This window comes from Marinimicrobium locisalis, from assembly GCF_039822625.1.
GTDB lineage: Bacteria > Pseudomonadota > Gammaproteobacteria > Pseudomonadales > Cellvibrionaceae > Marinimicrobium > Marinimicrobium locisalis.
In genome coordinates this window covers 43,518-55,996 of sequence record NZ_JBDLLG010000013.1, presented here as the reverse complement: position 1 = coordinate 55,996, position 12,479 = coordinate 43,518, and the positions used below count along the sequence as shown (strand labels likewise).

Annotated in this window: 9 protein-coding genes; 1 reads left to right on the top strand and 8 read right to left on the bottom strand. The window is 52.7% G+C overall.

Annotation, left to right across the window (positions count from 1 at the left end; genetic code table 11):
- Nucleotides 1–32: 32 nt before the first annotated feature.
- The 8 genes from AAE514_RS09715 to AAE514_RS09680 all read right to left on the bottom strand — a co-directional run bounded on the left by AAE514_RS09715 (nucleotide 33) and on the right by AAE514_RS09680 (nucleotide 9,196).
- Nucleotides 33–1,031 (bottom strand): FkbM family methyltransferase, encoded by a 999-nt coding sequence (locus AAE514_RS09715; RefSeq protein ID WP_347331336.1) that lies wholly within the window; start codon nucleotides 1,029–1,031, stop codon nucleotides 33–35.
- Nucleotides 1,032–1,059: 28 nt separating this feature from the next.
- Nucleotides 1,060–3,453, bottom strand: a complete 2,394-nt coding sequence (locus AAE514_RS09710) for a hypothetical protein (protein ID WP_347331335.1) — start codon at nucleotides 3,451–3,453, stop codon at nucleotides 1,060–1,062.
- 97 nt (nucleotides 3,454–3,550) lie between these two features.
- Nucleotides 3,551–5,293 carry a coiled-coil domain-containing protein gene (locus AAE514_RS09705; protein ID WP_347331334.1) on the bottom strand — a complete coding sequence of 581 codons (1,743 nt, stop codon included), beginning with the start codon at nucleotides 5,291–5,293 and terminating at the stop codon, nucleotides 3,551–3,553.
- A gap of 363 nt (nucleotides 5,294–5,656) precedes the next feature.
- The gene (locus AAE514_RS09700) at nucleotides 5,657–6,355 is read right to left on the bottom strand and encodes a hypothetical protein (RefSeq protein ID WP_347331333.1); all 699 of its coding nucleotides are present in this window, start codon (nucleotides 6,353–6,355) and stop codon (nucleotides 5,657–5,659) included.
- Between the two features lie 279 nt (nucleotides 6,356–6,634).
- Nucleotides 6,635–7,819, bottom strand: a complete 1,185-nt coding sequence (locus tag AAE514_RS09695) for a M12 family metallopeptidase (RefSeq protein WP_347331332.1) — start codon at nucleotides 7,817–7,819, stop codon at nucleotides 6,635–6,637.
- 110 nt (nucleotides 7,820–7,929) lie between these two features.
- Nucleotides 7,930–8,253 carry a hypothetical protein gene (locus tag AAE514_RS09690; protein WP_347331331.1) on the bottom strand — a complete coding sequence of 108 codons (324 nt, stop codon included), beginning with the start codon at nucleotides 8,251–8,253 and terminating at the stop codon, nucleotides 7,930–7,932.
- A gap of 73 nt (nucleotides 8,254–8,326) precedes the next feature.
- Nucleotides 8,327–8,680, bottom strand: a complete 354-nt coding sequence (locus AAE514_RS09685) for a hypothetical protein (RefSeq protein ID WP_347331330.1) — start codon at nucleotides 8,678–8,680, stop codon at nucleotides 8,327–8,329.
- A gap of 141 nt (nucleotides 8,681–8,821) precedes the next feature.
- On the bottom strand, nucleotides 8,822–9,196 hold the full coding sequence (locus tag AAE514_RS09680; RefSeq protein WP_347331329.1) for a hypothetical protein: 375 nt from the start codon (nucleotides 9,194–9,196) through the stop codon (nucleotides 8,822–8,824).
- 760 nt (nucleotides 9,197–9,956) lie between these two features.
- On the opposite strand from AAE514_RS09680, the gene AAE514_RS09675 reads away from it, so the two are divergent.
- Entirely contained in the window at nucleotides 9,957–12,467 is a 2,511-nt protein-coding gene (locus AAE514_RS09675; protein ID WP_347331328.1) for a hypothetical protein, read from the top strand.
- The last annotated feature ends 12 nt before the right edge of the window (nucleotides 12,468–12,479 follow it).

Here is a 12,479-nt window from a genome sequence, read left to right as displayed (position 1 = left end):
CTATGCAGCTAACACGCATCCCTAAAGCCTTGTCATTCGTCCCGTTGCTCTTTTAGACTTGCGAGCTCCATCTTCAGATTTTTTATTTCCTGAGCCGCCTGAAATGAATTTGTACTAGAAAAGCTTTCGCTCATATAAGCGATATTACACCTGCGCAGCAACGGGGAGTCATCGATCCACTCATTCTTCTGCTCATATATTTTAAAAACTCGATATTTATACTGCTGAAGAAATCTGTCTAAGTCAGCAAAATACGTCTGCTGAGTTCCTCGTTGATTGAGACCAACTTCCATGTATATGATATCTATAGATTGCCTTTCTAGAAGAGAAGAAGCCCCTTTAAGCACATCCAACTCATAACCTTCAACATCCACTTTTAACAAGCTAATTTTTCGATCAGTAACTTTTTCAGACTGGATATCTAAACTTGAAACCTTACATTTAAATGCAGTTTTGCTATCGAGATCTTGCTCGTCGACGTTCGCCACTTTCGTCATACTTTTTGCCGACAAAAACGTTTTCACCTCTTCCTTTTCTCCAAGCGCCATATTATAGGCATGCAATGAAGGCATATTGCTAATAGGTTCAATTTTCTTCTTGAGTAAACTGAAGCTCTCAGGGTTCGGCTCAAATAAGTGAGCCTCTCTAACCTTTAACCTTGAACTTTTGTGTATTTTGTCAAAAACGTCTCCAACAAAGGCACCAACATCGACATAGGTTAAACTTCTGTTGTAATAGAAAGGCTCCAGATCCCGAAGAAACTCGTCAATATCCGCATCGCCACCCTTTGAAGTCGTTTCGTCGAGTTCCTTTTTGAGCTTGGCGTTGGCATGCGCGAGCTCTTCCAACTCCTTATCTTTGCGTACAATACTATTTTGTAACTCCTTTATTTTCGACTCAAAGGCAGTCCTGGACTCCAAACTAGGGAGACCTTCCGTTGACTCTTGATCGCGATTCTCAGTTGTTGAAGAGCGCGACTCCTCTTCTTGTTCAACGTCAAAATTTAAGTTTAAGGGTTTATCTAGTTTCATGGTTTAACCTTCTGGGTCGCGCCGTTCTCTACGGGTTTACTCTAATCATTTTCGTGCTTGAGTTTCCAAACGAGGCCGCAGGTTGATATTCCAGCCCCCGCGAATCCAGCAGCTGCTGCCATTGATTGATGAAACCAGCATCCTTTTCGCCAGCGTTGACCACTACGTCTAATGAGTGCGCGGATAGATATTGAAGCAACTGAGGGAGAGCGACAACAGGATTTGGCCGACCGTCGCCCCCAACGTCATTCAGCAGGACAAAGATTTTTGCTGTGCGGTTCTCAAACAGCTGGGCGATTTGGCGCAAACGGCTGCCACAATCATAATAAAGATACTCTTGGCCCTGATGCTGGCAAGCAACAAGTGGGGCGTACTGTAAGGTGATGATGGGATACAAACCACTGTGTTTTAGAGTTCCTTGCAAGGTGTTAACGGTGGAGCGATTATGTTCAAAGCAGAGGATGCGTTTGGGTAAGTCGTCATCGCTAGGTTCTACGTAGCGGGCAACACTGCTGCCCTCGGCCTCCCCCTCTCCTTGGTCCTCGACGCGTTTACGCAACGTATGGGCAAGAAAAGAAGTGGTGACACCACTTCCCATTTCAATGATCAGGTCGTAGGGTTGATTTTTTAGCTGCCGAGCTAACTGCAAAGCCACAGTAGATGGCAGACGGTTCCCGCGCTCAGCCATGCTAGGAAAGTCTGGGCCGAGCTGTTGCTGAAGCTGGAAGCCGGCTTCCAGCTCCCTGGCTGTATTATGCCCGGTACTGGTGACATGACGGCCCAGGGCGTTGGTGGCTTGTTCGAGCTGCAGCCCCTGCTGGTCGAACAGGTGTTCCATGCGCTGTTGCAGCTTAGTAAATTGTTGTTCACTTTTACCCGCCTCCGCCAGCTGTTCTTCTAGCGTTTTAACTTTGCCCGCGAGCTGTTTGGCGTGGTTTTCCACTTCACTCTTCTTGGCGTCGGCTTGCTCTCGTGCTTGCCGTTGCGCTTTAGCTTCGCTCGAGGCTTGCTCGGCGGTTTTAAGTGCTTTTTCCGCCTCTGCTTTGGCCGATTCAGCGTTATGTTTATGAGTCTCGGCTGCCTTTTGAGCTGTCGTCAGGTGCTCGTTAAGCTCGGTTAAGGCTCGGGCGTCTTTCTCATGTTGGGTCGCTAAGTCCTGCCGTGTTTTTTCGGCTTCTTGCGCCTCTTGCTTAAGCCTTTCGCATTGCTCCTGTAGCTGCTGGACTTCTCTCTTCTTGCCCTGATTTTCTTGCTCCACAGCGTTTTTGCCTTCACGGGCTTCTTTTAATTGCTGCTCCAGCTCAGCTTGGCTCTGCTTTGCTTGTTCACGCTGTTCAGCTGAGGCGTGACGGGTGGACTCTAGCTGCTTTTCTAGCTCGCCGACTTTAGCATTCGCTTGCTCCAGGGCCTGCTGAGCAGCTTTGTCATTCTTGTCGGCGGTTTGTTGTGTCTGTGCTTGCTGGGTTTTTAGCTCGCCGAGCTCCTCGCGCGTGGCGTCAAGCTCTTCCCGCAATTGCCGCACCATGGCATTTGCCTGGTTTAGTGCGGCGCCGAGTTCAAGTTCGCGCTCTTGCAGGTTCGCGACGGTGTTGTCCGCTTCGCTGGAGTGCTGCATGGCGCTGTCCAACCGGCGACTAAGCTCTTCCTTTTGGGTTTGCCAGGTGCTTTGCTCTTGGTCGAACTCCTTACGGGCTTGGGCGAGCTCTTCTTTTACGGTATTGACGCTGGCTTTGGTGTACTCAAGCTCGTTTTTGCTCTGCTGAAGGGCGTCGGTTAGCGCCTGCTTCTCCAACTTCAGAGACTCCACTTTACGCGCCATGGGGTTGCAGACCAGGTGCCACTGAGGCCAATCGTGATTATCTGTGTTCTGGCTTTTAACATCATAGCCGTGGCGTTTCAGCTCCCCGATAACAGTCTCCGCCGGGCTGGCTCCCTCGTAGTAGGACTCATCCGACGCGGTTAGCCAAATATCGGACCACAGGCCGAGCTTCTGACTGTTCGCCAACCCACGGATGATGTCCAGCTCCGCCCCGGGTGCTTGAAGAATGAGCAGGTTAGCGCCCTCTTCGGGCCCGAACTGCTTGACCAGCTCTTCAGGCGCCAGGGGTGTGACCGGGTGCTGGGCGATAATGCGCAACCCCGGAAACAATTGCCGCAAACCGGTGGGCGGATAAAGACTGGAGGCTTCCGGAAGATTGTATTCGTTCAGTTGATTAAGGCCCGAGTCCCCGGTAATGGCGCGCTCAATCACTTGAACACGGGAGTCTCCCTGGGTGCGTTGACTGAGCTGCTCCGCTAGATGTGGGTTGGGTTCCACCAGCAGGATGCGTTTGGCATCCGATTCCAGGTAGGCGGGCAACTCTTCTCCGTTGCCCGTGCCGATGTGGAGAATGGTGTCCAGGTTACTGGGTATTTCTGTCATTGGTGATTCCATAGTGCCAATGGTTGGTTCTAGTGAGTCACCCTAGCAGGCGGCCCTAGCCCAACGTTTATATCGAATGCGACGCGTCCAGTTTCTATTAGAGCTCTCGGCCTTCAGATTTGCCATGGAGCAGGTAGTGCACCAATGGATTCAGCCCTTGCTCAGCGACATCCGGATTTTTCTCTAAGTAGGACGCTGAGTCAAACTGTGGACTTGCAGCCCTGCCCTCTGCTCCACCATATTTAACGTAATGCAGCGCTGGCTCAATGGACTGTGCGCTAACGTCGGGGTTTTGTTGAAGATACCAAGCTTCATCGAACAATTCGCTGGCTCGGATCAATTCCGCACCGTGACGAAGTTCACGGCTTGTACGGGTAAAGTTTTTTATCGGCGCTGCAAGCCGCTTTAATGTAAAACCTTCGCGCTGTGCGGTTACTTGCGAGAGGCTGGCGCTTAACAGTCGCTTTTCCTTTTTTAGGTGACCGTGCTCGGCTTCGAGTTTAACAAGTTTTTTATTCAGCTTGTCTTTTTCGGCAATAATTTCTTTGTGGGTGGCGCGAGACTTTTCAAGCTCTTCCCAATGGCTCTCCCTAAGCTTGTGAAGTTCAGCCTCTCGCTCTTGCAACTGCTTTTCTTTGTCTTTGAGGTCCAAGAAGTAATTTTCGAGCTCCTCTTGCACTTGAAACAATTGTTTCAGTATGAGGTCATTTTCTTCTTTTAGGTCGCTTTCGCGAGCTTCGGCACGGGACTTGGCGTTTATAACTTGCTGAAGCTCTTTATTCAGGCGACTGGTTTCCACCTCCGAGGATTCACGCGCCCTTTTCTGGGCAGCCACTTCCTGCTCAACGCTGGAAAGCGTTTCCCGGAGGCGCTTTGCTTCCGCGTCCACCGAGTGTCCGTCAGTCTCATTGCGCTTTTGCTCCTCAGACAGCGCCTCCCTAAGCCGGGAGACTTCTGCTTCCAGGGACTCAGAATCCGCTTGCGTGCCTTGCTTAGCCTTTGTCAACTCATTCCGTAGACGGGCCACTTCGGCTTCCCGCTCAGTGATGATAGCGTTGAGCTCTTCATTCGTTTTACTGCCGTCGCGATGTTTGTGGTAGTAGGCCTCCAGCTCTTCTTGCACTTTATGCAACTGGGCTATCAACAGGTCGTTCTCGCTTTTGAGGGCCTCTTCGGTGTGAGCACGAGCGGTTTGCAGTTCAGTCAGGCGCTTTTGATGTTCTTCCAGTTGACGGCGCAGGGTTTCCTGCTTGCTACGAGGGGCACTGATAGCGCTATTGAGCTGTTCGTTAGCGCTGTAAATATCTAGTGAAGGCGCATGGTAGTGTTGGTCTCCCAGAGGAATGCTGGCCGCCTCCAAGTGGGTCAGAAGTGGGGTAAGCGCTGGGGTTTGAGCCACAAGCTGGGTGGCAAGCAGCAGGCTCAGCTCGCTGGGGCGAGCGGGCGACTCGACCGTACCGACATAGTGTTGGGCCAGCTCGAAGAAGGCGCTGTGGTTCTGGGCGAGCCATTCGACCAGCTCCGCCGGGTGGGCGGCAGCGGCCCGGGCGTCCACCATGGCGGTCCGGGCACGATGCGCCCTGAAGAACTTTAGGAGTTGGTCTGCTTCGGTTTGCCACTGCTGCAATGCGCTCTCGGGCGTATGGCCCTCGTCGATGGCGTGCGCAACGGCGTACTCGGGGCGGGTGTGAAGCAGTAACCAGGGGCCGGTGGGGTCGCTGTTGGTTAGATCATGAGCTGTTCCGGGGGTGCCTTCGCTACTGCGCCACCCTAGGTGTTCTAGCAGATTTTTTAGGCAAGTCCATTGGGCAAAAGGGGTTACGCCGATTGTCAGGGGCATTCGGTAATTCGCTCCGGTCTATTCCGTGGTATTTCAAGGGCCGCTGCTTCCCCAAGGAAGCGAGTCTGCGAAGTGTAAGCAGAATTTTACATTTTTCCCCGCAGGTACGCTACCGCCCTCCCTCGTCATGACAGCATGACCTGATTATGGGCCTGCACGCCTCAAAAAAGTTGCCTTGAGGCTGCTATTTTGTGACCTAGCTCAAATTTATACGTGCCATGGCGCTGAACGCGGCGCAATATTGTCAGGCCCGGGTAAATATAGGTTGCCGGGGGCGTTAGCGCCACTTTTTTGACGGGATATTTTTTAAGGGGGGGAAAGAAGCCTTCAGTAAGGCGGGCCTGGCGGCCCGCCCCGGGGAAGCTATTGGGTAGCAGATGCCGCAGTGTTCACGGTTTCGTCGATATCGGCCTTGAATCGGTGAGCCAAGCAGGCGATCCAGAAGTCGTTGAAGGCTTGGCTATCCCCAAACTGGGGCTTGAAGAGGGTGACCCCCTCTTCTTGGCGAACCTGGTCGAGCAGCCGGTCATCAGCCGTCGCGTTGACGAGCAGGAACCGCCGATACCCGCGCTGGCGCTGCTTTTTTAGCCAGTTCCGCATTTGCTCATCCCAGGACTGGATGATGGCGATCTGCGGGTGGCCCCGATCCTCGGCAAACGGCGGTTGTCCTGGGTATGGTTGCAATACCTGCTGGGCAACCTGGAGCATCAAGGGAGACTCAACAGCCTCTCGCTGAACCTCAGCCAGCCGGCGCTGAAATTCGGGCCGAACTTTGGGGGACGACGCCCTAGCGGCGGCATAATAGCCTTTAAGACGTGTCAGCAACGTCTCAGGGGTAGCTTTCAGCGCACGCGGGCCAGAGACCGACCGATCCGTGCTACTGCTAGAGTCGATGGAGCGGGTTTCTTCAGACCTTCTCGCCTGACGCGTGCACAGCTCAATGTTTGCTTTGAACAGAGATGGCCCGTAACGGTCTCCGGCTTTGAGGTAAAGCGTCTTGGCAACATCGTAGCGTCCCTGAAGGTAGGCGCTGTGTGCGTCCTTCACAATGGCAGTATCCATGTCAAATCCTCCTGATATTTGTAACCGGCGTTAAATGTTAGATTTATTCTTTGGCAGCAAACCCTTGATTGTGGATTGTAGTGTCAGCAGTAATAGGTGACAACGAGCAATTGCAGTTAATGCGCCATTTCGTGAACTGCTTAACAGTTTTGAGCTGGATGAACCATGCAGAACTTAGTGCGGCAGGTAACAAAAGTGGCAACCTCGCACTTGCCGCCCGGACACTTTGGCAGCCCGCCCAAAAGCAGGCACCCGAGCGCGCCGGGTGCCTGCGGCGCTCTAAAGTAGCATCGTGATGGCTGGGAGGATGGCCTCCACGCCATATACGGTTACTGTGGCCTGGTCTTCATCCTGGTTACCGTCGGTATCCACCACAGTTAGGGTCGAGGTATATTGTCCGCGCTCTGAATATAAGTGAGTCAGCCGCCTCACGCCACTGGCCATGGTCCCATCGCCAAGACGCCAGGAGAAGCTAAGGGGCTCACCATTGGGGGCGTATGAGGACCTGCCGTCAAGAAAAACCTCATTCCCCCAGAATACGGAGTATTGACTCCTAGCAATCTTCGCTTGAGGCAAAAACTCTGGATAGTGCTCAGTGATGGAGGCGATATCTCCTTGACTCAAGCCTTCGCGTTGGCCAATTTGCACACCATCCTGGGTGGGAACAATGGTGGGTAGCGTCTTATCAACCGCATACGCGTATGGCCCATAGTGCATGATCGAATTGTAGTCATACTTTCCAATATCATCCGCTATATCGATGTGCTGGTTGAAGTTGGACCGGATAGCCGGATCAGGATCGATATTGCTCCACTTAATCTCGATAAACTCATCTCTATCTTCTCTTGAATGCTCATGCCAAAGCCCCAAGGTATGGCCAAATTCGTGGACCACGTTGCCAAAACTGCACCGCTCGAACAGGTTAACCGTTTGGCGGCCCGTTCTTCTGCCAACCGTAGCTCTACAAGCCTCTTCCTCGTTGACGATCTCAACAAAATCCGGATATTCATCGGCGTTCTGTGCAGTGCGCTCCACGAACCTGATCGGTGTATTCGCTTCCCAGTGGGCAATAGCCTCCTCAGTCGTACTCCTTATCGGGGCGGAAATCTCTTCACTGAACTGAAAGGGGATGACGTTATTGGGCCAACGATACCTCTGCCCTGTGATAATTATCGACTGAGGACCAATTTCCGAGGAAGGAGTGCCACTATGCAGCTCCTTCCACCTCTCAGCTTCCTCCACGGTCCCCAGAATAATGTCGCCTTCCAAAACAGCTAGACCATTAACTTTCTCATAAACAACCTTCTTGTTATAAAAACCGAACCCACTGATATAGGTTTCTCCAAGAGAATCGGGCAACTCTTCCTCTAAGGGTAACCGTTGGATCTCCGAGGTCGCAGTGCTCGCCCAGGCCAAAGAGAGCACAGCAACCACAACCGACAATACCTTTCCTTTGTATTCCATAAGAACTCCAACTCTTTAAATGTGCGCTTACTTATAACCGCCCTACTACTAATATCTTAAAGTCTACCTACCGGAGCGCCTTTTCACTCAGCCGCCCCGATTTCAGCCAGCTAAGAAGGAATAACAACCGAGCCAACTTTGATGTGTGCACCCTGGCACCCATAATAAGTGAACTTTACTTTTCGGCCAGCCATGTGCGCCGAAAGAATCGCAGAGTACCTCGCTTTAAAGCCGTTATCATCAGAACTGAGAATAAACACGTCTTTCTCGCAGTGAACACCGCCCCCAGAGGAAAAAGCTTCATAACTGGATAAATCTACCAACGCATCACCGCTACTGGTTATTTTGATAGAGTTAATCTTAGAGTTAGAGGTCCAGTCCGCAGAAGCATGGAATGATACAACCAGCGAGAGGATAAAAATTGCAGTTTTCATAGCGCCTCCTTGTTTCGCGCAGCACACGTCAATCCGCCATTAATGGCGGGAAGAATATTCGATAACGTCCAGATCAGTTAATCCCAATCTCATTAATTATGGCCATATCGTTTATTGTACACCCGGTTGAAGCAGAGGTTCCGGGCTTAGAGCTGGGCGAATACCAAATATTAACGTTCTTTCCAGCCATCTTCGCCGCTAAAAGAATCGACAGAATATTCTTCCCTCGCTCAGTCGTTCCGTCGAACTTAAACGTTCTATTATGGTAATCGCAGGTATCGTCCGGCGGGTTATCAACTCCAAACTTAATGACGCCGGCGCCAAAAATCGAACGCGGTTCCCTGTTCCCAAGGTAGTTCGCGCTGGCGGTCGCGGATAGAGTGAACATTGCCACTAGCACCGCCACTTGCGCGCTTCGTAATTTCATTAGAAAACACCCCTCAACTGACTGTAACTTCTATTGAACAATGGGTTAAAATTGGCTGGAGGGACAATGACTCCTCCTTTGCCTGTGCTCCTTCAGTGAAGGATCAAAATTATAACTACTGACTCACAAACGGCTGAGACATTAAAAATCCTGATAAATGTATCGAACTGGGATACGCCCTTCGTCCAAACACTCCTCAACGCTCACCGCGATCCCTTTTCCCGACACAGAGGCGGAAAGCAGAAGAGCGTACCAGGCCTTGGATAACTCTGAAGCCTCTCCAGAGGCGTCTGTAAGGTTAAAATAGTAATATTGCGAGCCGCTAATGCAGTCATCATTTTTAAGCCTAAAGTGAATGGCGTTGCTAGCCGGGTAGATTCTTGCCACCTCCCCTCTCACGGTCTTTTTAGCGTCGGCGGTATGAGCCAACAATGCCACAAGAAGAAAGGTGGAGAGCTTGCCGGCCAAACCCATAAATGATTTTGGCGCCACAGGCGCATTGGGTAACTTGTTCATTTTTCACTGTCTCTAAGGTTGAGGAGCCGCCGCAGCTCGGCCCTGGCACTCGACCGGAGCTTGCGCGCTCGAATAAGCTTTACACGGACAATACGGCCCGGCACTCCCGGTGAAAGCACAGAGAAGATCGCGCAGGACAAACTATGAAAGGCGTTTAGGAAAGGTGGCTTCCTTAGTTACATCCAAATAACGATTTTCCATTACAGCACTGTAGTCCTGTACCGGGCTGGATAAATTGTACCCAAAGAATAAGCCGCTTGCATACCATTGAATGCGTTATTTTAATATATGGGCACAGCGCACCTTATCGGTTTTCCCTATGGGCCACACCGTAGCACTCTACCTCTTTTGGTCACACGGAAGGCTCGGGAATTGTCATACTATTAAGTCGACCCGAAAAAGCGGCGCTGGCAGCTTGCCCCCTGCCCCACTTCCGATTATCATACTCACCGCCGCAATGGCGTTTCAACCAGAATAAAGACCAGAAAAAGGTTCAAGGAACCCGACACCATGAAACAGGGCCGTTTACCGAAATCGATCCCACTGCTCACCCTGCGGCAGAATTTACCCAACACTCGCACGCCAGCCTACCGCACAGCATCGACCCACCTCGGTTTTTGCTCACCGATGGCTATGCCCGCTGGCCAGCCTCACGGGTGCGTTTGGCCGTTGCTGCATGACATTCCGGGCGAGCTGAACACACACGCTTCTTTATAGCGACTGATTAACTACCGCCAGAACTGGCGAATACGGAGGATTTATGCCCTTGGGGAAAGGTGTTGCTTTACTGTGCATTGCATGGATGGTGCTGGCCGGCCAGTATGCGTGGGCTTCGGATTACAGCGGGCACGGCGCTTCGGTAAAACTCCACCGGGTGAGCTCGAGTGTCGATGTAATGACGCTGGCCCCACCCAACGCCTCCGGCCTATCTATCAACCGCTTTGACCGCTTCGAGACGGACGACAGGCCACTGAGCGTGCTCAACCCCATGGGCGATAATGTGGGGCCGGTGCCGGCTACCATTGTGATCATCGCCGACTCCGTGGTGCTGAACAACACTGTTGAGGTGGGCGAGGCCGCCGCCGATATTGTTTTCGTGGTTCCCCGGGCCTCTGGCTCGATTCGTTGTAACGGGTGTGAATTAAAGAACTTTCACCGCATCACCTTTGTTGTAAATGACGGGAGTTACAACCCTTCTGCCGGATCCGCTCAGTTGGGCGCGTTTCGTGCTTCGGCGAACGGGCTGGTGGCACTTAACGGGCTGAGGGCACCGGGGGCCATTACGCTGGACGTATTGGCGGGCAGAATCAATACCTCGGGCACGCTCGACCTGCACCAAAAAGCCGTGAAGAATAGCAGCGGGAGCTATGATGCGGCGGAGACGGGCAATTACACCATAGGTACCGCCGCGGCGCGGTTTATGACGGGGAAACACCGGTGGGATTATGACACGCAGAAGATTCTGGATTACGACACCACCGCCTCTGTAAGCACGCTGCGCGGGACGGTGAAGGCCGTGAGTGTAAAGTGGTCCCTGGCGGCCCCGGCAAGCTTCGCGGTAGCGGCGGATACCCGCACTTCCCTACTCTCTTCGGTGCGCTATAGAAATCAACAGGTTATCTCTAACGAGCGGATTGCTATCACCCATTACGCGGGCGGCACCCTGTCCGTTAGGGCTAATCAGACTACCCAAGGCCAGTTAGGCATCAAATCCGTGGGCGGGCTGACGCTTGCCTCGGGAAGGCACTTCCAGGGCCAGCTTTTTGAGGCGATCGCGGGTGGCCGCCTTACTCAGCGAAGCAAGGTGAGCGCGGTTACGGCCGAGTTTTCCGGCGCCCGGTTCATCAATGAAGGGAACATCCTCGGTTCGGGTTCGGTGAAAGTGTGGGGCGAACACTTGCTGGCCAACCGTTATGGAGGCCGCATTCTCGCTGATGTCATACAGCTGGAAACCGATACGGAGCGCGCCAACAGCTATATTATTAACGGCTCCCGCACGCCTTACTACTCCGAGCACACAAAACCGCTGCCCATCAACGGCGATTTCTATGATGAGCTGGATGAGAAGAAGTTGGGTGTGTACTACACCGCGGGCGTGCACAAAGAGGCGAACCTAGCCGCCAAGCCGGTTCCGGCCAGCCGCACCGCCCATATTCGCGGGCGGAACATTAAAATCAAAACCAACGCTTTTGAGAACATTAACCCCTACTATGAGATTCTGGAAGAAGAGGGGCCGCTCACTCTGCAGCGAGCCCTCCTCAACCAAGTGTCCACGGTGGCGGAGCACTCTCTTCACATCAATGCCGGGCGTTATATCGTCAATTCATCGGCGCATTTAGGGGCCGAGGGCTCGGACGCTTCTGTCAATTTCTCCACCGGGGTGCTTCTTAACGAGCGGTACCGTGTGCTGTCGATCCTGGACTTGCAACACGACAGCTACGTAGAGATACACAACGGCGGAGATGAGAAGGAACAAGTCAACTCCGAAATTATGAAATCCCGCGCGGCGACCTACGCCCCGCCTGGCGTGTTGTTCTCCATGAATGACTTCGCCGCGCATACGGACGAGTTTTTTCTCAACAGCATGGCTTACGTGGAAATATTTGGGAATGCCTCTTTCAGGACCGACTCCTTCGGAAGGGGTAACTGGGGGTTCATTGATGCCGGCATGGCCCACATGGGGGCGGTAAAGTCCCTCTCCCAGGTGAAATACTACGGCTACCATTGCATTCGCTCCGTGGCCGAGCGCCCGGAGTCCATGACCGAGCAGAGGGCGAAAGAGCTTTACTGCAAGAGTAGTGATACCAAAGAGATGGTAACCGACCCCCAGCAGATGGATTCGCTGTTCTACATCAATGGTAACTCGAGGGTTTACCACACCGATGACGATATGGATAGCAAGGAGCTGTCCGAGGCGTACAGCCTCTTTACAGATTACAGCCCCTTTGAAGGCTACGTGGACGATGTGGTCGACGAGCTGATGCAAGACTACGAGAAATATACGACCAACTTTTACACGGACAAAGGCTTCACCGGCGGCTCCGAGACTCGGCGGGCCGGGGTGTCAAACGAGGTGGACTTGGAGCGGGGAACCATTGATATCTCCTACTGGGAGCGAATTGAATACGATATGTCTGGCAGCGTGCCCGATAACACGACCCGAAACAGTGGGACGGACTCGTTCTCGATTTTCGAAGAGATCAAGGCGCTGTACGAACGGCTGAAAGAGGCTTTTATGAGCTTTGTTGACGAAGTGAAGTGGTGGGACTAATGGAGACTAACG